This window comes from Actinoplanes sp. NPDC004185, from assembly GCF_053603475.1.
The window spans coordinates 53,962-79,213 of the sequence record NZ_JBSGFR010000002.1 but is presented as its reverse complement, the minus strand read 5'-3'; the positions used below and the strand labels follow the sequence as shown (position 1 = coordinate 79,213).

22 protein-coding genes and 1 pseudogene are annotated in these 25,252 nt (G+C 71.6%); 9 read left to right on the top strand and 14 right to left on the bottom strand.

Annotation, left to right across the window (positions count from 1 at the left end):
- Position 1 precedes the first annotated feature (1 nt).
- From ACWEOZ_RS02505 to hemL, 3 genes are read right to left on the bottom strand one after another with little or no spacing between them, the layout of a single operon-like run.
- Positions 2-568 carry a TlpA family protein disulfide reductase gene (locus ACWEOZ_RS02505; RefSeq protein ID WP_451908996.1) on the bottom strand — a complete coding sequence of 189 codons (567 nt, stop codon included), beginning with the start codon at positions 566-568 and terminating at the stop codon, positions 2-4.
- The gene (locus tag ACWEOZ_RS02500) at positions 565-1,221 is read right to left on the bottom strand and encodes a histidine phosphatase family protein (RefSeq protein WP_451909232.1); all 657 of its coding nucleotides are present in this window, start codon (positions 1,219-1,221) and stop codon (positions 565-567) included. Before ACWEOZ_RS02500 ends, ACWEOZ_RS02505 begins: the two co-directional genes overlap by 4 nt.
- Positions 1,215-2,564, bottom strand: a complete 1,350-nt coding sequence (gene hemL, locus ACWEOZ_RS02495; RefSeq protein ID WP_451908995.1) for a glutamate-1-semialdehyde 2,1-aminomutase — start codon at positions 2,562-2,564, stop codon at positions 1,215-1,217. The genes ACWEOZ_RS02500 and hemL overlap by 7 nt, the downstream gene beginning before the upstream one ends.
- A gap of 133 nt (positions 2,565-2,697) precedes the next feature.
- Between hemL and ACWEOZ_RS02490 the strand changes: the two genes are divergently transcribed.
- From ACWEOZ_RS02490 to ACWEOZ_RS02480, 3 genes are all read left to right on the top strand, one after another.
- A complete protein-coding gene (locus ACWEOZ_RS02490; protein WP_360550781.1) occupies positions 2,698-3,030 on the top strand; it encodes an STAS domain-containing protein in 333 nt (110 codons plus the stop codon).
- A gap of 121 nt (positions 3,031-3,151) precedes the next feature.
- Entirely contained in the window at positions 3,152-3,538 is a 387-nt protein-coding gene (locus ACWEOZ_RS02485) for a VOC family protein (protein WP_451908994.1), read from the top strand.
- A gap of 58 nt (positions 3,539-3,596) precedes the next feature.
- Positions 3,597-4,415, top strand: a complete 819-nt coding sequence (locus ACWEOZ_RS02480) for an LLM class flavin-dependent oxidoreductase (RefSeq protein ID WP_451908993.1) — start codon at positions 3,597-3,599, stop codon at positions 4,413-4,415.
- Here the strand turns inward: ACWEOZ_RS02480 and ACWEOZ_RS02475 are convergent.
- Positions 4,403-4,546, bottom strand: coding sequence for a hypothetical protein (locus ACWEOZ_RS02475; protein ID WP_451908992.1), 144 nt, complete (start codon positions 4,544-4,546; stop codon positions 4,403-4,405). The two genes, ACWEOZ_RS02480 and ACWEOZ_RS02475, sit on opposite strands and share 13 nt — an antisense overlap.
- Positions 4,547-4,645: 99 nt before the next feature.
- Between ACWEOZ_RS02475 and ACWEOZ_RS02470 the strand changes: the two genes are divergently transcribed.
- On the top strand, positions 4,646-5,449 hold the full coding sequence (locus ACWEOZ_RS02470) for a hypothetical protein (RefSeq protein WP_451908991.1): 804 nt from the start codon (positions 4,646-4,648) through the stop codon (positions 5,447-5,449).
- A 32-nt stretch (positions 5,450-5,481) separates the two neighbouring features.
- Positions 5,482-6,216, top strand: a complete 735-nt coding sequence (locus tag ACWEOZ_RS02465; protein ID WP_451908990.1) for a hypothetical protein — start codon at positions 5,482-5,484, stop codon at positions 6,214-6,216.
- Here ACWEOZ_RS02465 and ACWEOZ_RS02460 read toward each other — a convergent pair.
- Together ACWEOZ_RS02460 and ACWEOZ_RS02455 are read right to left on the bottom strand one after the other, a co-directional pair.
- Positions 6,213-6,761, bottom strand: a complete 549-nt coding sequence (locus tag ACWEOZ_RS02460) for a response regulator (protein WP_451908989.1) — start codon at positions 6,759-6,761, stop codon at positions 6,213-6,215. The genes ACWEOZ_RS02465 and ACWEOZ_RS02460 overlap by 4 nt on opposite strands.
- Positions 6,762-6,796: 35 nt before the next feature.
- Positions 6,797-11,203 carry a HAMP domain-containing protein gene (locus tag ACWEOZ_RS02455; protein ID WP_451908988.1) on the bottom strand — a complete coding sequence of 1,469 codons (4,407 nt, stop codon included), beginning with the start codon at positions 11,201-11,203 and terminating at the stop codon, positions 6,797-6,799.
- Between the two features lie 111 nt (positions 11,204-11,314).
- On the opposite strand from ACWEOZ_RS02455, the gene ACWEOZ_RS02450 reads away from it, so the two are divergent.
- The 3 genes and pseudogenes from ACWEOZ_RS02450 to ACWEOZ_RS02440 all read left to right on the top strand — a co-directional run bounded on the left by ACWEOZ_RS02450 (position 11,315) and on the right by ACWEOZ_RS02440 (position 14,602).
- Positions 11,315-13,333, top strand: a complete 2,019-nt coding sequence (locus ACWEOZ_RS02450; protein WP_451908987.1) for a SpoIIE family protein phosphatase — start codon at positions 11,315-11,317, stop codon at positions 13,331-13,333.
- A 38-nt stretch (positions 13,334-13,371) separates the two neighbouring features.
- Positions 13,372-13,933: pseudogene (locus ACWEOZ_RS02445) on the top strand (dihydrofolate reductase family protein).
- 54 nt (positions 13,934-13,987) lie between these two features.
- Positions 13,988-14,602 carry a dihydrofolate reductase family protein gene (locus ACWEOZ_RS02440; protein ID WP_360550761.1) on the top strand — a complete coding sequence of 205 codons (615 nt, stop codon included), beginning with the start codon at positions 13,988-13,990 and terminating at the stop codon, positions 14,600-14,602.
- Positions 14,603-14,692: 90 nt separating this feature from the next.
- Here ACWEOZ_RS02440 and ACWEOZ_RS02435 read toward each other — a convergent pair whose 3' ends face one another.
- Positions 14,693-15,868: an FAD-binding oxidoreductase gene (locus tag ACWEOZ_RS02435; protein ID WP_451908986.1), complete on the bottom strand. Its 1,176-nt coding sequence runs from the start codon at positions 15,866-15,868 to the stop codon at positions 14,693-14,695.
- A 144-nt stretch (positions 15,869-16,012) separates the two neighbouring features.
- On the opposite strand from ACWEOZ_RS02435, the gene ACWEOZ_RS02430 reads away from it, so the two are divergent.
- Complete coding sequence (locus ACWEOZ_RS02430; protein ID WP_451908985.1) at positions 16,013-18,100, top strand: S9 family peptidase; 2,088 nt, start codon at positions 16,013-16,015, stop codon at positions 18,098-18,100.
- A 36-nt stretch (positions 18,101-18,136) separates the two neighbouring features.
- Here the strand turns inward: ACWEOZ_RS02430 and ACWEOZ_RS02425 are convergent, their stop codons facing one another.
- From ACWEOZ_RS02425 to ACWEOZ_RS02395, 7 genes are all read right to left on the bottom strand, one after another.
- The gene (locus tag ACWEOZ_RS02425) at positions 18,137-19,591 is read right to left on the bottom strand and encodes an FtsX-like permease family protein (protein ID WP_451909231.1); all 1,455 of its coding nucleotides are present in this window, start codon (positions 19,589-19,591) and stop codon (positions 18,137-18,139) included.
- Positions 19,592-19,647: 56 nt separating this feature from the next.
- A complete protein-coding gene (locus ACWEOZ_RS02420; protein WP_451908984.1) occupies positions 19,648-20,337 on the bottom strand; it encodes an ABC transporter ATP-binding protein in 690 nt (229 codons plus the stop codon).
- The gene (locus tag ACWEOZ_RS02415; protein ID WP_451908983.1) at positions 20,334-20,870 is read right to left on the bottom strand and encodes a PadR family transcriptional regulator; all 537 of its coding nucleotides are present in this window, start codon (positions 20,868-20,870) and stop codon (positions 20,334-20,336) included. Before ACWEOZ_RS02415 ends, ACWEOZ_RS02420 begins: the two co-directional genes overlap by 4 nt.
- Positions 20,871-20,937: 67 nt before the next feature.
- On the bottom strand, positions 20,938-22,482 hold the full coding sequence (locus ACWEOZ_RS02410; RefSeq protein ID WP_451908982.1) for a SpoIIE family protein phosphatase: 1,545 nt from the start codon (positions 22,480-22,482) through the stop codon (positions 20,938-20,940).
- Positions 22,479-23,825: a sensor histidine kinase gene (locus tag ACWEOZ_RS02405; protein WP_451908981.1), complete on the bottom strand. Its 1,347-nt coding sequence runs from the start codon at positions 23,823-23,825 to the stop codon at positions 22,479-22,481. Before ACWEOZ_RS02405 ends, ACWEOZ_RS02410 begins: the two co-directional genes overlap by 4 nt.
- Complete coding sequence (locus ACWEOZ_RS02400) at positions 23,822-24,853, bottom strand: SpoIIE family protein phosphatase (protein ID WP_451908980.1); 1,032 nt, start codon at positions 24,851-24,853, stop codon at positions 23,822-23,824. Before ACWEOZ_RS02400 ends, ACWEOZ_RS02405 begins: the two co-directional genes overlap by 4 nt.
- The gene (locus ACWEOZ_RS02395) at positions 24,850-25,242 is read right to left on the bottom strand and encodes an anti-sigma regulatory factor (protein ID WP_451909230.1); all 393 of its coding nucleotides are present in this window, start codon (positions 25,240-25,242) and stop codon (positions 24,850-24,852) included. The genes ACWEOZ_RS02400 and ACWEOZ_RS02395 overlap by 4 nt, the downstream gene beginning before the upstream one ends.
- Positions 25,243-25,252: the final 10 nt, after the last annotated feature.

Sequence of the window (25,252 nt, the reverse complement as noted above, 5' to 3'; positions counted from 1 at the left end):
GTCAGCCCGGGCCTTCGACGGCGATCCGCTCCACCACCGGCTGCAGCACACCGATCGTGGTGGCCCCGCGGATGCCCGCGGCGATCCGGCCCTGCCGATCGAGGATCAGCGTGGCCGGAGTGGTGACCTGGGTGACGTCGAACTTGAGGGCGACGCTGCCGTCCCGGTCGTAGATGCTCGGATAGGTCACGCCGAAGCCGCGCTCGAACGCCTTCGCCGGATCCTTCTCGTCACGCGAGTTGACCCCCACGAACGTCACGTTCTTGGCCTTGGTGGCCTGGTACGTGCGCTCCAGGTCGTCGGCCTCGGCCCGGCACGGGTTGCACCACGAGCCCCAGAAGTTGACGACGACCACCTTGCCGCGGTCCTGCGTGACGTCGTACGTGCCGCCGGCCAGCAGCTCACCGGTGACCGCGCGGGCCTCCGGACGCTGGTCCGGGGTGCACTCGATCACCCGGTCGGCGTTCGTCGCGCACTTCTTCTCCCAGCTCTGCTCCCCGCAACCGGCCAGCGCACCGGCCGTGACGACGGCGGTGAGGGCGACTGCGGTGAGCCGGCGCACGGTCATGCCCCCTTGGCCGTCCGGGCGCCCGGGGACATGGCCACCAGAGCGGCGGCGGGCTCGGCGTACTCGATGCCGACGACCTTCGCGTCCTCGAAGACGAACGAGGTGAGGCTGGCCAGGCCGCACTGGCGGCGGCGCGGGTCGTGCCAGAGGCGCTTCTTCTCGACGTACCGGCGCAGGGTCCAGATCGGCAGCTGGTGCGAGACGCAGACCGCCTCGTGCCCCTCGGCGGCGACCCGGGCGGCCTGCACGGCGGCGAACATCCGCTGGGCGATCTGCAGATAGGCCTCGCCCCACGACGGGGTGATCGGGTCGCGCAGCACCCACCAGTTGCGCGGGTTGCTGAACGCGCCGTCGCCGACCGACACCTTCTTGCCCTCGAAGAAGTTGGCGCTCTCGATCAGCCGGGTGTCGGTGGCCGTCTCGAGCTTGAAGTGGGCCGCGAAGGGCTCGGCCGTCTCCTGCGCACGTTCCAGCGGGCTGGCCACGACGTGCGTGACGTCACGGTCGGCGAGCGCCTCGGTGGCCGCCTTGGCCATCTGCCGGCCCAGCTCGGAGAGGTGGAAATCGGGCAGGCGGCCGTACAGGATCTTGCCTGGGTTGTGGACCTCGCCGTGCCGCAGCACGTGCACCGTGGTCTTGGTCGGGCTCAAGATTGTGCTCCCCCCGCTGCCGCGGCGGCCCGCGCCGCCGCCGGCAGTGCCGCGCTGATCTGCTCCAAGGCGGCGTCGTCGAGCGCCGTCGACACGAACCACGACTCGAACGCGCTCGGCGGCAGGTAGACACCGCGGGAGAGCATCGCGTGGAAGAACGCCCGGAACGCGGCCACGTCCTGGGTCTTCGCCGAGTCGTAGTCGACCACCTCGGCGTCGGTGAAGAAGACGGAGAACATGTTGCCGGCGGAGGACAGCCGGTGCGGGACGCCCGCGGTGCTCAGGGCGTCCGAGGCGAGCGCGCCGATCGTGGCGGCGACCTCGTCGAGCCGCTTGTAGACGGCGTCGTCGGCCAGCCGCAGGCTGGTCAGCCCGGCCGCGCAGGCCAGCGGGTTACCGGAGAGCGTGCCGGCCTGATAGACCGGCCCGGCCGGGGCCAGCCGGGACATGATCTCGGTGCGGCCGCCGAAGGCCGCGGCGGGCAGGCCACCGCCCATGACCTTGCCGTACGTGAAGAGGTCGGCGTCCACGGGGTCGAGCCCGGCCCAGCCGCCCGGTGACACCCGGAAGCCGGTCATCACCTCGTCGACGATGAGCAGGGCCCCGGCGGCGTGGGCGAGCTCGGCGAGCCGCTGGTTGAAGCCGGGCCGCGGCGCGATCACGCCCATGTTGCCGGCGGCGGCCTCGGTGATGATCGCGGCGATGTCGTCGTTGTCCCGGAACACGGCCTCGACCGCGGCGACGTCGTTGTACGGCAGCACGATGGTCTCGCTGGCGGCCGCGCCGGTGACCCCCGGCGAATCGGGCAGGCCCAGCGTGGCGACCCCGGATCCGGCCGCGGCCAGCAGCGCGTCGACGTGGCCGTGGTAGCAGCCGGCGAACTTGACGATCTTGCTGCGGCCGGTGAAACCGCGGGCCAGCCGGATCGCCGTCATGGTCGCCTCAGTGCCCGAGCTGACCAGGCGGACCTGCTCGACGGGGGTGCGCCGGACGATCTCCTCGGCCAGCTCCACCTCGCCCTGCGTCGGGGTGCCGAAGCTGGTGCCGAGCGCGGCGGCGGCCTGCACGGCGGCGACGATCGCCGGGTGCGCGTGCCCGTGGATCAGCGGACCCCACGAGCAGACCAGGTCCACGTAGCGGCGCCCGTCGGCGTCGACCATCCACGGCCCCTCGCCGCGGGTCATGAACCGGGGCGTGCCGCCCACGGAGTTGAACGCACGCACGGGTGAATTGACCCCGCCGGGCACGATGCCCTTGGCGCGGTCGAACAGGGCCTGGGAGACCGGGGCCTCGTCCGGGTACGGACTGCCCGCGGCGTGGTTTGAGGTGGTCACGGCGAATCCCATTCTGTCAGCGCCGGGCCGCGGCCGCCTTAGCAGCCCCGGGGGCAGGTTGTACAGGTCACGATCGGTGGGTCGGTGCGGGGCGGATGAACCGTGCCAACAGGCTGGATTCCACCGCTCGCGATAGGCTGACCCGGTGGAGCGACCGGAGCTGTCCATCGCGGTTGAGCGAGCCCCCGACGAGGTTGTCTTCCACCTCGCCGGTGAGATCGACGTGCTCACGGTGGCCAAATTGTCGGCCATGGTGAACGAGACCCTGCTGGAACCGGAACCACCTTCCCGGATCGTGCTCGACATGTCCGGCGTGACCTTCTGCGACTCGCAGGGCCTGGGCACCCTGGTGGTGCTCAGCCGTAAAGCCCAGCATGCCCGCGCGGTGCTGGCTCTGACCAACGTCGGCGACTTCCTGCTCCGCGTCCTGGACATCACCGGCCTGCGCAGCGCCCTGATGATCTCGAGCGCTACCTGATAGGTTCCTGTCGAGCCCCGGATGGGCCGACACGGAGGGAAAGCTGTTCGGCCATCCTCCGTGGGCTCATCCACCCTGGGTGGCTGCTCTCCGTGACAGGGATCGAGCAGTAGGGACGACATTGAGCGCGACGTTCAACCACACCATCATCGCCGCGAAGGACCGCACCGTCTCGGCCGCCTTCTACCGTGACGTGCTGGAAGCAGCCGACGCCCCGTCCTGGGGCTTCTTCACCAACCTGCAGCTGGACGGCGGCGTGCTGCTCCAGTTCGCCGAGCCGCCGGTCGAGATCCAGATGCAGCACTACGCCTTTCTGGTGGACGACGAGCACTTCGACCGGGCGTACGCGCTGCTCCAGGAGCGCGGCATCGAGCACTGGGCGGACCCGCAGATGCAGCGCTCGGGCGAGACCAACACCGAGCACGACGGCCGCGGCGTGTACTTCAAGGACCCGGCCGGCCACGCCCTGGAGCTGATCACCCGGCCGTACCTACGCTCCCCGCAGTAGCCGGAACGCCGCTCCCGGGACGACGACACCGTCCCGGGGGCGGCACCACGCTGAGACCATGACGTTTCGATTCGGCGTGGTGGCCGCAACAGCGCGTACCGGCGCGGAGTGGACCACCACCGCGCGGCAGGCGGAGGAACTCGGCTACGACACCCTGCTCGTCCCGGACACCGTGCACACGCTGTCACCGTTCGCGGCGCTGGCCGCCGCTGCGACGTGCACCGAGAGGCTGCGGGTCGGCACCTATGTGCTCAGCGCCCCGAACCGCACGCCCGGATCGGTGGCCTGGGAGACCAGCACTCTGCAGCTCCTGAGTGGTGGCCGCTTCGAACTGGGCATCGGGGGCGGGCGGCCGGGCGCCGAGCGCGACGCCGCGACGCTGGGCATGGAGTTCGGGACACCGGGCGAGCGGCTGCGGCGAGTGGCGGACACGATCCGGGCCGTCCGCGAACTCCCCGGCGGCGGCCCGCCGGTGATGGTGGCGGCGAGCAAGCCGGGGATGCTGCGGCTGGCCGCTGAGCAGGCCGACATCGTGGCCCTCGGCCTGCCCCCGCAGTCGTCGGAGGAGGAGCTGGCCGAGACGGTGGGCCGGGTCCGCGGCTTCGGTGGGGCGCCGGAACTGCACGTCAACGTGGCGGCGGTGGCGGAGACGGCCGAGGCGGTGCCGGAGTGGGTGGACCGGATGGTCGGCGGCGAGGCCCGGCGGATGGCGGCGGCCGGCGGCATCGCGTTCCTGCTCGGCGGCCCGGACGAGATCGCCGCGACGCTCCACCGGCGCCGCGCCGAGCTGGGCATCTCCTACGTCGGAGTGAGCGCCATGTTCATGCACCAGTTCGCTCCGGTGATCGCCGAGCTCCGCGGAACTCACGCGGAGTGATCGCGATCGCTTCGCCTGTCGCGGAGACGGTGGGCGCCGCGGGCGGCCGCGGCGACGAAATTGATGAGGCCGGTGCCGAAACTCAACACCACGGTGGCTGCGGGGAGCCACTCCAGCAACGCTCTGGTCATGAGTCCAAGGTCGCTGTCCGGGCCCGCGTCCGGCGATCTTCCCGGACGGACTCCGGACAGACACGCGGCAGCGCGGTGCGGCCGGTCTACTGTTCCTGAGTGGACAGCCCGCATCGGCCAGCGCTGACGGGTTTCGCCGCGCGGTTACGCGATCTTCGCCGGCGGGCCGGGGAGCCGTCGCTGCGGGAGCTGGAACGCCTCACCCGCCGGACCGGCCGCCCCTATCCCCGCGCGACCATCGACGACAAGCTTCACGGCCGTACGCTGCCGGACTGGGAGTTCGTGGCCGCGTTCGTCGACGTCTGTCACCGCCACGCCGGGTGGCCGGGCCGGCCCGACCTCGACGGGTGGCGGGCGGAGCACCGCCGGGTGCTCGCCGAGCTGGCCGGGCAGCGGGCCGGTCAGCGACGCGTCACCGGGGCGGCCGAGGCCCTGGCGGGCGCCGCGGATCCGCTGGCCGTCACCGTCAAGCTGGCCGACGTCAGCTACCTGCTGGTCCGCGGCCCGGACGGGGTGCACGAGGTGCCCGCCGCCGGGCACCGCGTGCGCCTGATCATCGAGGCTCCCCTGCCGCCGGCGGTCGTGCTGACCGACCTGCGCCCGGTGGTGCTGGGCCGCCGGCCGGCCGCGGGCGACCTCGTCCCGCACCACGGTGTCGTGCCGGTCCGGCCGTTCGCCGTGCACCTCGACGAGGATCCGCCCCGCCTGGAGCGGCTCGGCGACAGCGACTTCCCGTTCAAGGTCACACCGGACGACCCCGAGGTCCTCGACCTGACCGTGCACACCGCCACGGCCGACGTCCGGTGGGTGCTGGAGCTCGACTGGACCTGCGCCGGGCGCAGCGGCACGCGCCGCGTGGACCTCGGCGGACAGCCGTTCCGGACGATGGCCCCGCCGGGCTGAAGGATCCGTTCACCGCACGAAGGAGCACAGCCGTGGCCCCCACCGGAAGCGGACCGCCGGACGACCCCGGCGTCCAGCTGTACGCCGCCCAGATCCTCACCAGACCGGTGGCGCCCACCGAGCCGGTGGCCGCGCCCTTCACCGTCGAGCTGAGCACCCGGTCGCACATCACGCTCGTGCGCTCGCCGAGCTCCGAGGTCGGCCCGGCGCCCGTGCACATCCCGGTGACCGGGCACAACGTCCTCCTCGACCTCACCGCCGGCCCGGACAGCGACATCACCCTCGACCGGCTACGGGCGCGGCGGACCGGGCGTGAGTCGCTGACCGCGGACGGCGTCAGCCTGGCGCTGCCCCGGCAACCGGACCTGGTCCTCAGCGCGGATCTCGAGGAACCGGGACGGCGGGCGGTCGCCGCCTTCGAGCCGCTGGAGGTTCCGCACTACGAGGTGGTCCTCGATGCCGATCCGCCGCTGGTGCGACCGGCCCGCGACGCCTACGGACGTCCGCCCCGGTGGGTGCCGGACGGACCGCCGCTGGTGCCCGCGGGCGGAAGCGCCCGCGTGGTCCTGGCCGCGCTGACCGGGGACCCGGTGCTCGTGCGGTGGCGGCTGCTGGCCGACGTGGCCCAGGACGGCCGTACGTGGACGTTCGCCTGGGATCTGTCGGTCACCGCCACCTCCGGGATGGTGCACTACGAACCCGGAGGCGACGGCCCGATCACTACGCCGGTCCAGGAGCTCTTTCCGCAGCACTGGACCTTGCGCTAGTTGCCCCAGCGGGCCTTCTCCAGCAGCTCCAGGGCATCGCCGGCGGCCTCGTCGCCGCCGGCGCGCAGGGCTCGCGCGGCCTCGTCCACCAGGTCGGTCAGGCGCTGCCATTGCGCCTCCCGCTCCCGGCTGGCCTCGGCCTGGGCCTTGAGCTGCTGGGTCTTGGTCCACAGCTCGACGAAGATGGAGACCTTGGCCCGCAGCACCCACGGGTCGAACGGCTTCGTCAGGTAGTCGACCGCGCCGACCGCGTAGCCGCGCAGCGCGAGCTGGGCGTCGCGGTCCGCCGCCGTCAAAAACAGGATGGGTACGTGCCGGGTGCGTTCGCGGCGCTTGATGTGGCCGGCCGTCTCGAAGCCGTCCATGTTGGGCATCTGCGCGTCCAGCAAAATCACCGCGAAGTCGTCCGTGAGCAGCTGCTTCAGCGCCGCCTCGCCGCTCTCCACCGCGACCGCCTGCACCGGCAGGCCCTGCAGGATCGCCTCCAGCGCCAGCAGGTTGTCGCGCCGGTCGTCGACCAGCAGCGCCTTGGCCCGCTCAGCCATCCCGTCCGACCTCCCCGCCGCCACCCTTGACCGGACTAAAGGCCATGCTCGTTCTCCGTCCCCGCGTTGTCGGACGCGTTCACCCAGCGGGCCATCAGCTCGATGAGCTCGTCCAGGTCGACGGGCTTGGTGATGTAGTCGCTCGCCCCCGCCGCCAGCGCCGATTCCCGGTCGCCGGGCATCGCCTTCGCTGTCAGGAAGACTACCGGTAGGTCCGCGAAGCGCTGGTTGCGGCGGATTCCGCGGGTGGTCTCGTAGCCGTCCTGCTCCGGCATCATCGCGTCCATCAGCACGATGTCGACCTCGGGGTGCTCGGCCAGCAGCCGGACCCCGTCGACGCCGTTGTCGGAGTAGAGCACGTTGAGCCCGTGCATCTCCAGTGCGCTGGTCAGGGCGAAGACGTTGCGCACGTCGTCGTCGACGATCAGCACGGTGGCGCCGTCGAGCTGGCGGCTGGCCGGGCTGACCGTGTGCGTCTCCAGCTCCGGGCGGGGCGTGATCAACGGCAGGTCCAGCGACGACAGGGAGCGGCGCGGCTCGCCGGCCGAGGTCGACGCCGGCAGCTGCGGCAGGGACGGCGTCGGGATCGCGTCGCCGATCAGGACGTCCGGCATGTAGAGCGTGAACGTCGAGCCCTCCCCGGGGGCCGAGGAGACGACGATCGTGCCGCCGAGCAGGGCGGCGAACTCCCGGCTGATCGACAGGCCCAGGCCGGTGCCGCCGTACTTGCGGCTGGTCGTGCCGTCGGCCTGCTGGAACGCCTCGAAGATCAGGCTGAGCTTCTCGTCGGAGATGCCGATGCCGGTGTCGCTGACCGCGAAGGCGACCACCTGGCGGGCCGAGGCCAGCCCGGGGATGTCGAAGTCGAGGTCATCGGGTGCCGGGTAGATGCTCAGGGTCACCGAGCCGTGGGCGGTGAACTTGACCGCGTTGGAGAGCAGGTTGCGCAGGATCTGCTGGAGCCGCTGGGCGTCGGTGACGATCGACTCGGGCAGCTCCGGCGACACCTCCACCCGCAGCTGCAGGCCCTTCTCCTCGGCCTGCGGGATGAAGGCCTGCTCGACGTAGCTGCGGACGCCGTCGAAGTCGACCTGGTCCGGCTCGACGTCCATCCGGCCGGCCTCGATCTTGCTGAGGTCGAGGATGTCGTCGATCAGCGAGAGCAGGTCGGAGCCGGCGCTGTGGATGGTGCGGGCGAACTCGATCTGCTTCTCGGTCAGGTTGTGCTCGGGGTTGTCGGCCAGCAGCCGGGCCAGCAGCAGCAGGGAATTCAGCGGCGTCCGCAGCTCGTGGCTCATGTTGGCCAGGAACTCGGTCTTGTACGCCGACGCCCGGGACAGCTGCTGCGCCTTCTCCTCGAGGCCGAGGCGGGCCAGCTCGATCTCCCGGTTCTTCGTCTCGATGTTGCCCTTCTGCTCGCTGAGCAGCTGCGCCTTGTCCTCCAGCTCGGCGTTGGTGCGCTGCAGCTCGGCCGACTGGTCCTGCATCTCGCGGGCCAGGCGCTGGGACTGGGCCAGCAGCTCCTCGGTCCGCCGGTTGGCCTGGATGGTGTTGAGCGCGACGCCGATGGCCGCCACCAGGCGCTCCAGGAAGGTCAGGTGCAGACCGGAGAACGCGGCCACCGAGGCGAACTCGATCACGCCGAGCATCTCGCCCTCGAACAGGACCGGCAGCACGACCAGGTCGTTCGGCGGCATCGACATGAGACCCGAGCGCATCGTCAGGACGCCGTCGTGGGTCGCCCGGACCCGGATCGTACGGCGGGAGACCGCGGCCTGGCCGACGAGTCCCTCACCCGGCCCGAAGGTGACCTCATGGTTGCGGGCGACGTAGCCGTACGAGGCGGCCAGCCGCAGCCGCATCACGGCCTCCTCGTGGTCGACCATGAAGAACGCGCCGAGCTGGGCGTCCACCAGCGGCGTCACCTCAGTCATGATCATGCGGCAGACCTCGCCGAGGTCGCGCTGGCCCTGCAGCAGGCCACCGATGCGGGCCAGGTTGGAGTCCAGCCAGCCCTGCTCCGCGTTCGCCTTGGTGGTCTCGCGCAGCGTCACGATCATCTGGTTGATGTTGTCCTTGAGCTCGGCCACCTCGCCCTGAGCCTCGACGGCCACGCTCTGGGTCAGGTCACCCCGGGTCACCGACGTGGACACCTCGGCGATGGCGCGCAGCTGGGTGGTCAGCGTGGAGGCGAGCTGGTTGACGTTGTCGGTGAGGTCGCGCCACGTACCGGAAACGCCCTTGACCTCGGCCTGACCGCCCAGCTTGCCCTCGATGCCGACCTCGCGGCCGACCCGGGTGACCTCGTTGGCGAACGAGGAGAGCTGGTCGACCATCGTGTTGACGGTGTCCTTGAGCTCCAGGATCTCGCCGCGCGCGTCGACCGTGATCTTCTGCGACAGGTCACCCTTGGCCACGGCCGTGGTGACCGAGGCGATGTTGCGGACCTGGGCGGTCAGGTTGGACGCCATGTAGTTCACGTTGTCGGTCAGGTCGCGCCAGGTGCCGGCCACGCCCCGCACCTGGGCCTGACCACCGAGCTTGCCCTCCGAGCCCACCTCACGGGCGACTCGGGTGACCTCGTCGGCGAAGGACGAGAGCTGGTCGACCATCGTGTTGACCGTCGACTTCAGCTCCAGGATCTCGCCCTGGGCGTCGACCGTGATCTTCTGCGACAGGTCACCGCGGGCGACGGCGGTGGAGACCTGGGCGATGTTGCGGACCTGGGCCGTCAGGTTGGACGCCATCGAGTTCACGTTGTCGGTCAGGTCACGCCAGGTGCCGGCCACGCCCCGCACCTGGGCCTGACCACCGAGCTTGCCCTCCGAGCCCACCTCACGAGCGACTCGGGTGACCTCGTCGGCGAACGACGACAGCTGGTCCACCATCGTATTGACCGTCGACTTCAGCTCCAGGATCTCGCCGCGGGCGTCGACCGTGATCTTCTGCGACAGGTCGCCCTTGGCCACCGCGGTCGTGACCGAGGCGATGTTGCGGACCTGGCTGGTCAGGTTGGAGGCCATGTAGTTCACGTTGTCGGTCAGGTCGCGCCACGTACCGGAAACGCCCTTGACCTCGGCCTGGCCGCCCAGCTTGCCCTCCGAGCCCACCTCGCGGGCCACCCGGGTCACCTCGTCGGCGAACGACGACAGCTGGTCGACCATCGTGTTCATGGTGTTCTTCAGCTCGGCGATCTCACCGCGGGCGTCGACCGTGATCTTCTGCGACAGGTCACCCTTGGCCACCGCCGTCGAGACCTGGGAGATGTTGCGGACCTGGTCGGTGAGGTTGGCGGCGAGCTGGTTGACGTTCTCGGTGAGGTCTCGCCACGTACCGGAGACGCCGCGGACCTGGGCCTGACCGCCCAGCCGGCCCTCGGTGCCGACCTCGCGAGCCACTCGGGTCACCTCGTCGGCGAACGACGACAGCTGGTCCACCATCGTGTTGACGGTGTCCTTGAGCTCGAGGATCTCGCCCTGCGCGGCCACCGTGATCTTCTGCGACAGGTCGCCCTTGGCGACCGCGGTGGAGACCTGGGCGATGTTGCGGACCTGGCTGGTCAGGTTCGAGGCCATCGAGTTCACCGAGTCGGTGAGGTCCTTCCAGGTGCCGGCGACATTGGGTACGTCGGCCTGGCCACCCAGCTTGCCCTCGGTGCCCACCTCGCGGGCCACGCGGGTGACCTGCTCGGCGAAGAGCCGCAGGGTGTCGGTCACGCCGTTCATGGTGTCGGCCAGCTCGGCGACCTCGCCGCGGGCCGTCACGGTGATCTTCTGCGACAGGTCGCCCCGGGCCATGGCCGTCGCCACCTGGGAGATCGAGCGCACCTGGTGGGTCAGGTTCGACGCCATCGTGTTGACCGAGTCGGTCAGGTCCTTCCAGGTGCCGGCCACGCCGCGGACGTCGGCCTGGCCGCCGAGCTCGCCCTCGGTGCCGACCTCGCGGGCCACCCGGGTCACCTCGTCGGCGAACGACGACAGCTGGTCCACCATCGTGTTGACCACCCGGCCGATGCGCAGGAATTCACCCCGCAGGGGTCGCCCGTCCATCTCGAGTGCCATGTGCTGCGAGAGGTCACCGTCCGCGACGGCCACGATGACCCGGGAGATCTCCGTGGTCGGCCGGCCCAGATCGTCGATCAGCGAGTTCACCGAGCGGGCGCTCTCGGCCCAGGCGCCGTCGAGGCCCTCCTCGTCCAGCCGCTCGGTCAGCCGGCCGTCCCGGCCGACGATCCGGCTGATCCGGCGCACCTCGCGATTCTGCCGTTCCTGCAGCGCCACGACCTCGTTGAAGGCATCCGCGGCCTCACCGGCGACACCGCTGCGCCGGGGCAGGCGAACCTTGAAATCGCCACGGCTCACCCGGCGTAGGGCTTCCGCGAGCTCGACGAGCACGGCAGTCTCGTCGGGCACGCCGACATTGACCTGTTGGGTCGCAGTCATGCTGTCCTCATTCGCTGTCCAACGGCTGGGGCGCTCCATCATCCCTCGCCGGGACAGTCCGGCGCGAGGTGCAGCTTTGTGTGAAGCCGGTCGGCGGGAGAGGATGCAGTCGTGTCGGTAGAGGCGGGACGTATCGCGGCAGCTCTCGTGCGCCGGGTCCGGCTGCCCAACGACCGGCGTACGCCCGCGGCGGCGCGCGCCCTGGTCCGCTCGGTGCTCGAGGATGCCGGGCTGGACTCCCTGGTCAACGAGGCCCTGCTGCTGACCACCGAGCTGTCCACCAACGCGGTGGTGCATGCCGGCACGGAAGTGGACATCGAGGTCGACGCCGACCCGGCCGGGCTCACCGTCACGGTGACCGACTTCGCCCCCGGGCCCGTCGAGCAGCTCGCGATCGGCCCCCGCAACGAGCAGTCGGACATCGGCGAGGTCGCCGAACGCGGCCGCGGGCTGCTGCTCGTGGACCACTTCGCCAGCCGCTGGGGCACCGTGCACGAGGGCGTCGGCAAGGGCGTCTGGTTCCGCCTGGAGAGCAAGGACCCGGCGCGTGAGGGCACCCTCGGGGCCGCCGCCGGCGACGAGGTCGCCCCGTCCGTCGGCGAGCTGACCACACTGCTGCAGATCAGCCCCGAACGGCTCACCGACGAGAGCCTGGCCGAGTTCGGCACCGAGCTGCTCTCCCGCCTCGCCCGGCTCACCGGCGCCACCGGCGGGGTGGTCCGGCTCGACCGGGGCGACGGCGGCGGACGCCAGCTGCTGGCCCGGCACGGCCGCGCGCCCCGCGACGACGCCGAGACCATCCGGGTGCCGCTCACCGTGCAGCGCCCGTACGCGGGGGAGCTGGAGCTGGACGCCTCCCCGGCCGGATACGCCCAGCCGCTGGCCACGATCGTCGCCGAGCGCTTCTCCCTGCACCTGGAGAACGACCGGTTGCGCCGGGCCGACCTGCGCCGGCAGACCTGGCTGACCTTCCTGGCCGAGGCCAGCGAGCTGCTCGCCCAGTCCCTGGACGTCAACCTGACCATGGCGCTGATCCCGCAGCTGGTGGTTCCCCGGCTCGGCCAGTGGTGCGCGGTGCACACCACGGACGCCTGGGGCCGGCTGCAGCTCGCCGCGGCCACCCACGCCGACGAGGCCGCCGTGCCACAGCTGCACGCGACGCTCGCCGAGACCGGCCCGGACTCGATCCTGGCCCGGCTCGAGGAGGCGTCCCGGCTCGGTCAGCAGGTCATGTTCGGCACCCCGCCGGAAGGCTTCGCGGTGCCGCTGGTCGCCCGCGGGCAGCGGCTGGGCACCCTCGCGGTGGGCCGCCACCAGCGGCACCGGCACGACGGCGACGAGGTCGCGGTCCTGGAGGACGTGGCCCGCCGGGCGGCGCTGGCCATCGACAACGCCCGCATCCACGACGAACGCCGCAAGGTCGCCCGGACCCTGCAGGCCTCGCTGCTGCCGCCGGCCCTGCCGCACGTCACCGGCATCGGCTTCGCCGCCGAGTACGTCCCCACGGGCTCCGAGGTGGGCGGCGACTTCTACGACGTCGTCCCGGCCGGCGACGACCGCTGGGTGGTCGTGGTGGGCGACGTGTCCGGCAAGGGCGTCCAGGCCGCGACGGTGACCGGCCTGGTCCGCGACGTGATCCGGATCCTGGTGGACGACGGCAAGCCGATGACCGAGATCCTCTGCCGGGTCAACCGCACCCTGGTCCAGCGCGGCGGCGGACGCTACTGCACGCTGGCCATGGCCACGGTGACCCGGGCGGGCACGGACCTGGAGGTCTGCCTGCACCTGGCCGGTCACGACCGGTCGGTCCTGGTCCGTGCGGACGGCAGGACATCCTTCGTGGGCGAGGGCGGCACGGCGCTCGGCCTGCTGGAAACGATCACCTCCCCGGACGTGAACGTGACCCTGCACGCCGGCGACTCCTTGATCTTCTACACCGACGGCGTGACGGAACGGCGGCGCGGCCGGGAGCTTTTCGGCACGTCCCGGCTGCGGGACGCGGCGACGCCGCTGGCCGGCTACCCGGCGGATGTGATGGCGGCCCGGCTGCGCTCGACGACGATCAACTTCTCGGTCGAGGAGCCACGGGACGACATCGCGATCCTCGTCCTGCGCAACGACGCCCTCTAGCCCGCTTTTTGTCGTACCGCTGCGGCAAGCTGAACGCCGTGCCGAAGACACAGTTCTACACCGCGACGAGCATCGACGGATTCATCGCCGATGCCGACAATTCGCTCGACTGGCTGTTCGAGGTCGGCGAGGGCCCGGACAATCCGTTCGGCGCGTTCTTCTCCGGCGTGGGCGCCTTCGCCATGGGCGCCACCACCTACGAGTGGGTCCTGGAGCACGAAGGTCTGCTGGACAAGCCACAGAAGTGGGCGGAGTACTACGGCGACACCCCGGCGTGGGTGTTCAGCCACCGGTCGCTGCCACCGATCCCGGGCGCCGATCTGCGGTTCGTGCAGGGCGACGTCCGGCCGGTGCATGCCGCGATGACCGAGGCGGCCCAGGGCCGGAACATCTGGATCGTCGGCGGGGGGTGAGCTGGCGGGTGCCTTCGCGGACGCCGGGCTGCTCGACGAGATCATTCTCGGGGTGGCGCCGGTGACGCTGGGGGCCGGTGCGCCTCTGCTGCCACGGAAGTTGAGTTCCTCGCGGCTCGAGCTGACCGGGATGCGGCAGGTGGGCCAGTTCGCGTACCTGACGTATCGGGTGGGTCCGCCGGCCTGACCCGCTACGCCCGAATCGGCGTTTTTGTCGGCTACGCCATGGCATCGTGATGGGGTGGCAAAGACGCAGTACTACACCGCGACCAGCATCGACGGCTTCACCGCCGATCTGGACAATTCGCTCGACTGGCTGTTCGAGGTCGACGAGGGCACGGACAACCCGTTCGGCGCGTTCTTCTCCGGCGTGGGCGCCTTCGCGATGGGCGCCGCCACCTACGAATGGGTGCTGAAGAACGACAACGTGCTCGAGGAGCCGGAGAACTGGCACGAGATGTACGGCGACGTACCGTGCTGGGTCTTCACCCACCGCGAGCTCCCGCCGGTGCCGGACGCCAACGTCTTCATGGTCAGCGGCGACGTCCAGCGGGTCCACGAAGCCATGATGGTCGCCGCCCAGGGCCGCAACGTCTGGCTGGCCGGCGGCGGCGACCTGGTCAGCGAGTTTGCGGACGCGGGCCTGCTCGACGAGATCATCCTGGCCATGGCCCCGGCCATGCTGGGCGCGGGCACACCGCTGCTGCCCCGCCGGCTGACTTCCCAGCAGCTGGCGCTGACCCACGTCGCCCAGATGGGACAGTTCGCGTATCTGACCTATGCGGTGGGCTCCCTGGCCAAGCTGGGCCGCCACCTGGCGGCGGACGCCCTGGCTCGCGAACCCGCCTACCGCTGAACCGGCCGGCCGGACCACCGACACCATGGCCGGGCCAGGCGGCCCGGCCGCATCCCGCCGCCGCGCCGGAGCTGCCCGGTCGGCGAGCCGTCAGAAGAGGTCGCGTCGCCCGGCCATGGCCACCGTCGTGCTGATCGGTGGTGGGGCCGCGACCACCACGCACCGCCCCCCGCGGGCCAGCAGCACCCCCCGGACCGCGTCCAGGATCCCCTCGACCCGCTCCGGCGCCAGACTCCCCGGCAGCACCGCGTGCACCGTCCCCATACCGGCCGATCCGCGCACCGGCACCGCCATCCCCGCCACGTCGCGCAGCGCGTAGACCGCCGCATGCAGGTCCGCGATCGGCACAGCGATCCGCAGCGCCACATCCTCGCGCCCGAACGGATATCTGCCCCACCACCGCGGCGCCGTCGGCGTCACCACAGCCGCGCTGCCCAGGACCGTCGCCAGGCGCCGGGCGCGTTCGCTCGCCTCTGCCGCGTCCCCTTCCAGCAACACCGCCAGCGCTCCCGCAGACTGCGTCGCTGTGCGGCTGCCGGCCGGGACCGGCAGGTCGACCTCGATCGCGCTCGGGGCCAGGCGCTGCGCCAGCGTCGCCTCGACCACGTCGTGGACCTGCAGCGGCGTTGCGACCGGCACGTTCACCCAGCGGCGGGCGGCCGGCAGCGGCTGCAGGCGGACGGCGGACGAGACGATCACGCCGGCCACCTCGGCGATGCCGGGCCGGCCGTCTTCGCCGTCCGATTCCGCCGGCATCCCCTCGATGTCCACGTAACTGATCCGGTCGACCTGGGCCGCCGGGTTGCCGTACCGGTGGCGCAGCGGGCCCGATTCGTTGACCGCGAGCATGCCGCCGATCGTCGCCTCCCTGGTCGGCGGGTCGACCGCCAGGCGCTGGCCGCGCAGCGCCAGCGCGGCCTGGACCGCCCGCACCGGCGTGCCCGTGCCGATCTGGGCCGTCATCGCCTCGGCGTCGTGGTCCCAGATGCCGTCCAGGCGGCGGGTGTCCAGCAGCAGGTCGATGCCCTGCGGCGGCGCACCCCAGTCGATTTTGGAACCGCTGCCCCGGGGCACCACCGCCAGGCCGCGTTCGGCGGCCAGGCGCATCGTGTCCATCACCGCGCGGGTCGTGGCCGGCGCCGCGACGAAGCTGGCCAGGTGGCCGGCCACCATGTCCGGCGCGGCTGCCTCGCGGGCGAAGTCGGGGCCACATATGTCGATCAGCGCGCGCAGCAGCGGCTCACGCCCGGGAAGCGCGGTCACCATCAGCCCTCCCCGAAGGTTGCACAGCCCGAAGATCCCACAGCTCGAAGATCGTCCACTCTGGCATATCGTACACATGTTCGAATGGCGAGGGGAGACGTGCGTGTGACCGCCCCGGACAGTGGCCTCCCGGTAACGTGGTTCAGCGTGACCACCGACATGCCCACGACCCCGCCCGCGGTCCGTCAGGTGCCCGCCGAGCGCACCTTCCACGGCGACACTGTCACGGATGAGTTCTCCTGGCTCGCTCAGAAGGACAACCCGGACACCATCGCCTACCTCGAGGCGGAGAACGCCTGGACCAAGGCGGCCACAGCGCACCTCACCGACCTGCAGGACACGATCTTCAACGAGATCAAGGGCCGTACCCAGGAGACGGATCTGTCGGTGCCGAGCCGCAAGGGCGGCTTCTGGTATTACACCCGCACGGTCGAGGGCAAGCAGTACGGCATCCAGTGCCGCGTCGCCGCCGCCCCCGATGCCGTCGACCCGCCGGCCACCGGTGCCGGCGCCCCGCTGCCGGGCGAGGAGGTGCTGCTCGACGGCAACGAACTCGCCGAGGGCAAGCAGTTCTTCGCGCTCGGCACCTTCGACGTCAGCCCGTCCGGTGACCGCCTCGCCTACTCGGTCGACTTCGACGGCGACGAGCGCTTCCTGCTCAAGGTCAAGGATCTGCGCACCGGCGAGGTGCTCGGTGACGAGGTGCCCGACACGTTCTACGGCAGCGCCTGGTCGGCCGACGGGTCCACGCTCTTCTACATCACCGTCGATGACGCCTGGCGGCCCAACAAGGTGTGGCGGCACATCGTCGGGCAGGCCGCCGCGGACGACGTGGTCGTCTACGAGGAGGCCGACGAGCGCTTCTGGGTCGGCGTGGAGCTCACCCGCAGCGAGAAGTTCATCGTCATCGACGCCAACAGCAAGGTCACCAGCGAGGTACGCGTCATCGACGCGGCCCGCCCGACCGCCGAGCCCGCCGTCATCCGCGAGCGGGTCCAGGGCGTCGAGTATTCCGTAGAGCACCACGGTCACCGTTTCCTGATCCTGCACAACGAGAACGCCGAGGACTTCGCGCTGGCGTACACCTCGGTGGACAACCCGGGCGACTGGGTCGAGCTGATCGCGCACCAGCCCGGCACCCGGCTGGAGTCCGTCGACGCGTTCCAGCGGCACCTGGTCGTCTCGCAGCGCCGGGACGGGCTCACCGGCCTGCGCGTGCTGGCCGACGGCAGCACCGACAGCTACGACATGGAGTTCCCGGAGCCGATCTACAGCGTCGGGCTCGCCGGCAACCCCGAGTACGACACGAACATCGTGCGGATCAGCTACACCTCGATGGTCACGCCGGAGTCGGTCTACGACGTCGACCTGATCACCCGGGCGATGGTGCTGCGCAAGCAGAAGCCGGTGCTGGGCGGCTACGACCCGGCCGACTACGAGCAGTTCCGCGAGTGGGCGGTCGCCGACGACGGCACCAAGGTGCCGATCTCCGTCGTCGCCCGCAAGGGCACGCCGCGCAACGGCACGGCTCCGCTGCTGCTGTACGGCTACGGCTCGTATGAGCTGAGCATGGACCCGTACTTCTCCATCCCGCGCCTGTCGCTGCTGGACCGCGGCGTCGTCTACGCCATCGCACACATCCGCGGCGGCGGTGAGATGGGCCGGCGCTGGTACGAAGAGGGCAAGATGCTGGCGAAGAAGAACACGTTCACCGACTTCGTGGCGTGCGCGCGGGCGCTCGTGGCGTCGTCGTGGACCACGCCGGAGCGGCTCGTGGCGCGCGGCGGCTCGGCGGGTGGCCTGCTGATGGGCGCGGTGGCCAACATCGCGCCGGAGGCCTTCGCCGGCATCGTCGCGCAGGTGCCCTTCGTGGACCCGCTGACGTCCATCCTGGACCCGTCGCTTCCGCTGACGGTGACGGAGTGGGAGGAGTGGGGCAACCCGCTCGAGGACGCCGACGTGTACGCGTACATGAAGTCCTACAGCCCCTACGAGAACGTCGCGAAGCTGGCGTACCCGAAGATCCTGGCCGTGACCAGCCTGAACGACACCCGGGTGCTCTATCACGAGCCGGCCAAGTGGATCGCGCGGCTGCGGTCGGTCGCGCCCGACGGCTCGTACCTGTTGAAGACCGAGATGGGCGCCGGGCACGGCGGTCCCAGCGGCCGCTACGACTCGTGGAAGGAAGAGGCGTTCGTGAACGCCTGGACCCTGGACGTCCTCGGCCTCGCCTGACCGGGGTGGCCCGGCCCGCGTGGCCGGGCCACCCCCTCAGGCGATCCGCAGTTCGTCCAGGTCGGTGCTGCGCCGCAGCAGCAGCAGACCCACCCCGACGACCAGGAGCATGACGGCGACGGCGCCGCCGCCGAGCACCAGCAGATCGACCAGGGGTACGGGCACCGCCTTGGTCACCGCCGGGTACTCCACCCAGTTCGGCGATCCTTCGTAGCAGCCACCCGGTCCGCCGGAGCAGGTCGCGCCGCCACCGCCGGTGGCCTCGGTGGCGACCGCCCGCAGCAGGCTCACCCCGACCGTGAGGGCCACCAGGACGGCCGGCACCAGCGGGGCCAGCGTCTGCCAGGCGATGGAGGCGCCCAGCACCTTGCGCGGCACCCCGGCGGCGATCAGCCCGGCATAGGTGCGGCGCCGGGCGACGATGCTCTCGGCCAGCGCGATCATGATTCCGGCCGCCGCGACCAGCGCACCCACGACGACGGCGATCCGCACCAGGTCCACTGCGTTCAGGAAGAAGCGCTCCTGGGAGGAGTCCGCCACTATGTCCTCGCGACCGGCCTGAGCCTCGTTCGTCGCGGCGAACTCGGTCGCCATGTAGGCGCGGAAGGCCAGCACGCCGGCCCCGACCACCAGCGCGGCCAGCAGCGCCGACAGGGTGCGGCTGCCGTTCCAGGGATCCGCCATCAGGTTGCGCCCGGCCAGCAGCATCGCCGGCCGGCGCCCGAAGCGGTGCAGCAGCCGGCCGGCGGTGTAGGCGATCCAGCCCGTACCGATGATCACGCCGGCCACGGCCAGCAGCACGCCCACGAAAGCGACAGCGAGGATCAGGTCCCCGCCGTTGTCGAGGCGGGCCAGGAACTCGCCGAGCGGCCGGATCACCAGCGGCGCGAACACCCCGACGAGGATGAGCACCCCGGGCCAGAGCCGCGGCGACCGCGACCGGACCCGGCGGACCACGCCCAGCGGCGTGATGATCACCCGGCGCAGCAAAAAGGCGCCGATCAGGGCGGCGACCACCGGCACCAGCACCAGCACCCCGGTGAAGGCGAGCGGGGACGGCAGCACGTCGGTCGGCAGGGGCAGCCGGCCGTCCCCCGTACGCCGGTGCAGCAGGAGCCGGAGCAGCAGGAACGCGCCGACGCCGAGGATCGAGCCGAGCAGCGCGGCGGCCGCCGTCTCGGCGGCGGCGATCAGGACCGCCTGACCCGGCGTCGCGCCGGCCAGCCGCATCGCGGCCAGCCGCCGGTCCCGGGCCGGGCTGCCGAAACGGATGCTCTGGCCGGCCAGGAAGAGCACCGGTACGGCCAGCATCAGCAGGGTGAACACCACTCCGGGCCGCAGCCCCGGCTCGCTGAGCAGGGAGCTGCTGTACACCTCGTTCCAGCCGTCGGAGCCGTCCGCCGAGGTCCCCAGCTCGGGCACGGCGACCACGGCCGCCGCGGCCAGCAGCACCACGGCGGCCAGCGACGAGCTGACCGCCGTGAACGTCATCCGGAACTTGTCGGTGCGGCTTCCGGCGACGGCCAGCTGAGCCAGCGTCGCCGGTTTCACGAGCCGATTCCCAGGCCGAGGCCGCTGTGGTCGACCATGCCGTCCCGCAGGGCGATCTCGCGATCCGCGTACGCGGCGACCTTCGCGTCGTGGGTCACCAGCAGGACGGAGGTGCCCTGCCCGCGGGTGACGTGCACGATCTCGGTGAGCACCTGCTCGCCGGTCAGCACGTCGAGCGCACCGGTCGGCTCGTCGGCGAACAGCACCTTGGGCTCGGTGACCAGCGCCCGGGCCACCGCACAGCGCTGCTGCTGCCCGCCGGACATCTTGCCGGGCAGCTGGTCGGCCAGGTCGCCGACGCCGAAGCGGCCGAGCCACAGAGTCGCCGCCTTCCGTGCCTCTCGCCGCCCCGAGCCGGCGAGAAGCAACGGAAGAGCGACGTTCTCGGCGGCCGTCAGCTCGGGCACCAGCTGGCCGAACTGGAACAGCACCCCGAATTCGGTCCGCCGCAGCCTGGACCGGCTCGCCTCGCTCAGCAGGCCGAGGTCCTGGTCGCGGTAGCGCACCTCACCGGCGTCGACCCGGAGGATCCCGGCCAGGCAGTGCAGCAGGGTGGACTTGCCGCAGCCGCTCGGGCCCGTGACGGCGACGATCTCGCCCTCGCCGATCTCGAGGTCGATGCCCCGCAGCGCCGGGGTGGGGCCGTACGAGCGCTGCAGTCCGCTTCCCTGGAGCAGGGCGGTCATGCGGTCACCTCTCGGTGCAGATCGGTGATGCGCAGCAGCGTGGCCTGCAGCCAGCGCAGATCCGCATCGAGGTGGGCGATGGCGTAGTCGGCGGCGACGACGTCCCCGGCGGTCGAATCCCGGGTGGTCTTGACCGCGGTCAGCTCGCGCATCCGGGTGGTGTGGGCGGCGCGCTGGGCGACGAGGTAGTCGGTCGCCGCGGTCGCCCCGCTGGCGAGCAGGCTGACGACAACCTTCGCGAAGAGGACGCTGTTCACGTACGGGGCCGGCGGCTCGACGGCGGCGAGCCACTCGCCGAGCTTCTCGCGCCCGGCGTCGGTGATCGCGTACGTGGTGCGGTCGGGGCCACCGTCGCGGTCCTGTCCGGCCTGCTCGACGAGTCCGTCCCGCCCCAGCCGCCCGAGGGTCGCGTAGACCTGCCCGAAGGCCAGCGGTTTGGCCTGTGGCAGCCGTTCGTCATGGGCACGCTTGAGGTCGTAGCCGTGCTGCGGCCCTACGGAGAGCAACCCCAACAGCAAGTGGGACGTGGACATGAGGCGACTATTCACAGAGTGAATAGTCGCCGTCAAGTCACCGTAATGAGCAATACGTCAGGAAAAGCTACGAAGCGCTACGGCGCAGCGCGACGACCGCGATGTCGTCGGCCTGTTCTCCTGCCCCGGCCAGGCTCACCAGGAGCCGCTGGCAGAAAGCGTCCAGGTTCGGCTCCACCCGGGTGGCGCAGCTCACCAGGGCGGTCAACCCCACGTCGATGTCCGCGTCCCGGCGCTCGATCAGGCCGTCGGTGTAGAGCACCAGCGTGCCGCCGGGCGGCAGGACGAACTCCAGGTCGGCCGGGCGGGGCGCGTTGATGCCGAGCAGCGGGCCGCGGGGCTCGAGGAAGTGGGCTGCGCCCGCCACGTGCAGCAGCGGGGGCAGGTGGCCCGCGCTGGCCAGGCGGATCCGGCCGGTGTCCGGCTCGAGGGTGAGCAGGCACAGCGTCGCCGACTCGGCCGGCAGCACAGTACGCATGAAACGGTTGACCAGCTCCAGCACCGCGCCCGGCGGGTGGCCCTCCACCGCGTACGCGCGGACGGCGTGCCGCACCTCGGCCATCACTGTCGCCGCGTGCAGCGAGTGACCGGCCACGTCACCGATCGCCACCAGCAGCCGGCCGTCCAGCATGGTCAGTTCGTAGAAGTCGCCGCCCACCTCGGTCTGCGCGCCGGCCGGCTCGTAGCGGACCGCCAGCTCCAGCCCCGGCACGTCGGGCAACCGGGACTGCAGCAGGCTGCGTTGCAGGGTGACGGCGATCCGGTGCTCCTCGTCGTACGAGCGCTGTGCCTCCACCGCGGCTGCCACCGCCTGCGCGAGCTGGCGCAGCACCGGGAAGCCCGGGCTCTGCGTGCTCGCCGGGACGGCCACGTAGACCGGCGTGCGGTCGTTGCGCAGCCGGGCCGCCGCCACCGCGACCGACTCCCCTTCCGGCCACGGGCCGGCGCCGCTCCACGCGGCCGTGTCGTCGGTGCGCAGGGTGGATCCGACGGCGATCTCGTGGTCCTCGACCGACCACGGCCGCACCGTCGCGGGGGCGCCGTTCGCCACCGCGGCCACGCCGTCGCCGTCGGACGTCTCGGCCACGACCACGATCGGTCCGCCGAAGATCTCGTGGGCCCCGTCGGCCGCCGCCTGGAGCAGGCCGGGCAGCGTCGAGGCCGAGTTGATGGCCAGCGTCGTCTCGGCCAGCCGGACCATCCGGGCGGCCAGCGTCTCAGCGCGCTGCCGGGCCCGGTAGTAGCGCAGGACGGCCTGGGCCGTGGCGATGAGCTCGTCCGGCTCGATCGGCTCGACCAGGTACGCGTCCGCGCCCCGGTTCAGGCCCTGGGTGCGGTCCACCACGTCGACCGCGTGCGCCGACACGTGGATGACCGGCAGGACGCCGTACTCGGGATCGGTCTTGATCCGCTCGCAGACCTCGAAGCCGTTCATGTCGGGCAGCTTGACGTCGAGCACGACCAGGTCGATGTCCGCCTCGGTGAGCCGGTGCAGAGCCTCGCCGCCGGTCTCGGCCTCGACCACCGAGAACCCGGCCCGCGACAGCCAGCTCACCAGCAGGTAGCGCTTGGTCGCGCTGTCGTCGACGACCAGCACGGTCGCCGGGGTCATGGCGACACCGGCAGGGAGACCGTGAAGGTACTGCCCTTCCCCGGCTCCGAGCTCACCCGCAGCGCGCCGCCCAGGATGCCGACCAGCCGGCGGGCGTACGGCAGCCCCAGCCCGGTGCCCTTGCCGCTCAGCGCGTGGCTGCCGGGCACCTGGTAGAACTCCTCGAAGATGCGTTCCTGCAGCTCGGGCGGGATGCCGGCACCGGTGTCGGCCACGGTGAACTCGATCTCGTCGCCGGCCCGGGTGGCGGCCAGCCGCACCGCGCCCTCGGCGGTGAACTTGATCGCGTTGGTGAGCAGGTTGCGCAGCACCTGGGCGAGCAGCACCTCGTCGGAGCGCAGCCGGGCCACGGCGGGCTCCTCCACGACGAAGTCGACCTCGGGCCGGGTGGCCAGGGGGCGCAGGGTGCCGCGGAGCTGACCGAAGACCGCCTTGAGGTCGACGTCGCTCCAGTTCGGCTCTATCCGGCCGGCCTCCGCCTTGGCCAGGTCCAGCAGGTCGTTGACCAGCGACAGCAGATCGGCGGCGGAGCCGCGGATGAGCTCCACCTGGCGCTCCTGCTCGGAGGTGAGCGGGTCGGAGGCGTCGTCGCTGAGCAACCGGCCCAGGCCGATGATCGCGGTCACCGGCGCCCGCAGCTCGTGGCTGACGTTGGCCAGGAAGCGGCTCTTGGCCTCGCTCGCCGCGCGCAGCTGCACGGACTTCTCGTCGAGCTCGTTGTAGAGCGCGACGACGCCGCGGTTGGTCTCCTCCAGCTCGTCGGAGAGCTGGTGGTAGAGCGCCATCACGCCCCGGTTGGTCTCCTCCAGTTCGGCGTTCAGCCGGGCCAGGTCGTCGCGTTGCGCGCGGACCTCGTCCAGCGTCGCGATGAGCTGCTGGTTCTGCACCGCGAGCTCGTCGAACGGCGTTCCTGGCGCGTGACCGGCGAGTTCGGTACGAATGTCATCCATACGGTCGGGACTCAGGACCGGCGCGTTCGGCGGGAGTCGACGAGACATCCGCACGACCGTTCCGATCTCCCCATCCCTTACCTCCATCGAGTCGACCAGGCGTCCGACCTGGGCCAGCTGGGCGGCGAGCCGGTCCGCGTCCCCGTGCGCGGTGTGTTCCAGCTTCACCGTCAGTGCAGGTACCCCGTCCGGGCTCGCCGCGAACACCACCTCGGTCTCGCGGCCCGTGGCGACCAGCAACCGGCCCACCTCGCTGAGGGCGGTGGCCAGCCGGATCTGGTCCTGGGCCTCCAGGCCGACCAGCCGGCCCACCTCGCGGCCCAGCTGCCGGACCGCGAAGACATCCTGCTCCGCCCGGAGCCGCGTGCGCACCAGGGGATCAGGGCTGGTCATGACCCACGCGCCACGAGGACGCCGGCGTCGTCGCGGCGGGTGCCGGCGTCGCGCAGCACGGTCGCCGCGATCAGCTGCGGTGAGTGCGAGAGCAGGCCCGGGTAGTCGGCGGCCTTCCAGCGGTCGACCACACCGTCGGAGTGCATCAGCACGATGCCGCCGGCGGGCAGCGGGTAGTCGTACTCGCGGATCTGCCGGCGCTGGTGCCCGGCGATGCCGGGCAGCGAGACCATGCCGCGCCGGCTGCCGTCCGGGTTGAGCACCGTGCCCGCGATGTTGCCCAGGCCGGCATAGCGGACCAGGCCGGCGTCCGGGTCGAGCTCCGCGACGGCGAGCGCGGCGCCCCGGGTGTGGCTGAGTTTGCGGTGCAGCGCCTCCACGACCGCGGCCGGTGGTGCGGCCGGGGCGTCGGCGAAGACCCGTACCGCTTCCTGGGTGGCCGCGTGGGCCAGCCGACCGTGCCCGAGCCCGTCGCAGAGCAGCACCTGGCGACGGCCGTCGGCCTCACGGGCGGCGAAACCGTCACCGCTGACCGGCTCGCCGGTCAGCGCGCGGATCAGCCCGGCCGCCCAGGCCTGCGGCGGAGTCTCACCGGCCCACACCTGCAGGGCCATGACCGTGCCCCGGCCCGGCACCGAGTGCAGGTCGGACCAGCTCGACTGGCGCACGATGGCGCCGAGACCGATGCCCAGGGTGCCGGCCGTGGAGTGCCCGTCGCCGATGGCGCGGGTGACGTCGGCCATGCCGGGACCCCGGTCCAGCGCGATGATCTCCACCCCGGCCCGGCCCGGTACGCGCACCGCGCGCAGCAGCAGGGTCCCCTCGTCGGCGTGCTTGACCAGGTTGCTGGCGGTCTCCGTGGCGACGATGGCGAGGTCGGCGATGCGGGCCGGGGGCATGCCCAGCTCGGTGGCGAGCCGCTCGGCGGCCCGGCGGACGGCGGCGGCCGTACCGGCGGCTTCCACCCGGAACCAGACCCCGGCGTCGAGGAGTCCCTCGGGTAGTGACGCCACCGCGCCTCCGCTCATCGGCACCACTTGATCACGCTGATCGTCGTACCTTGACCGACTGCGGTGTCGATGTCGAACTCGTCGACCAGCCGGCGCGCCCCGCTGAGGCCCAGACCCAGGCCGCCGCCGGTGGTGTAGCCGTCGGTCAGCGCCAGATCGAGGTCGGGTATGCCCGGTCCTTGATCGGTGAAAACGATCCGGATGCCGCTGCGGCGGCCGTTGTCGACCCGGCCGGCCTCTACGGTGCCACCACCACCGTAGACCAGGGTGTTGCGCGCGAGCTCGCTGGCCGCCGTGACCAGCTTGGTCTGGTCGACCAGGGAGAGCTTGACCGACACGGCGAGGGTACGGACCAGCTGACGGACCCGGACGACATCCTGGTCGGAACTGATGGTGAGGCTCTCCATCGCGGTGATG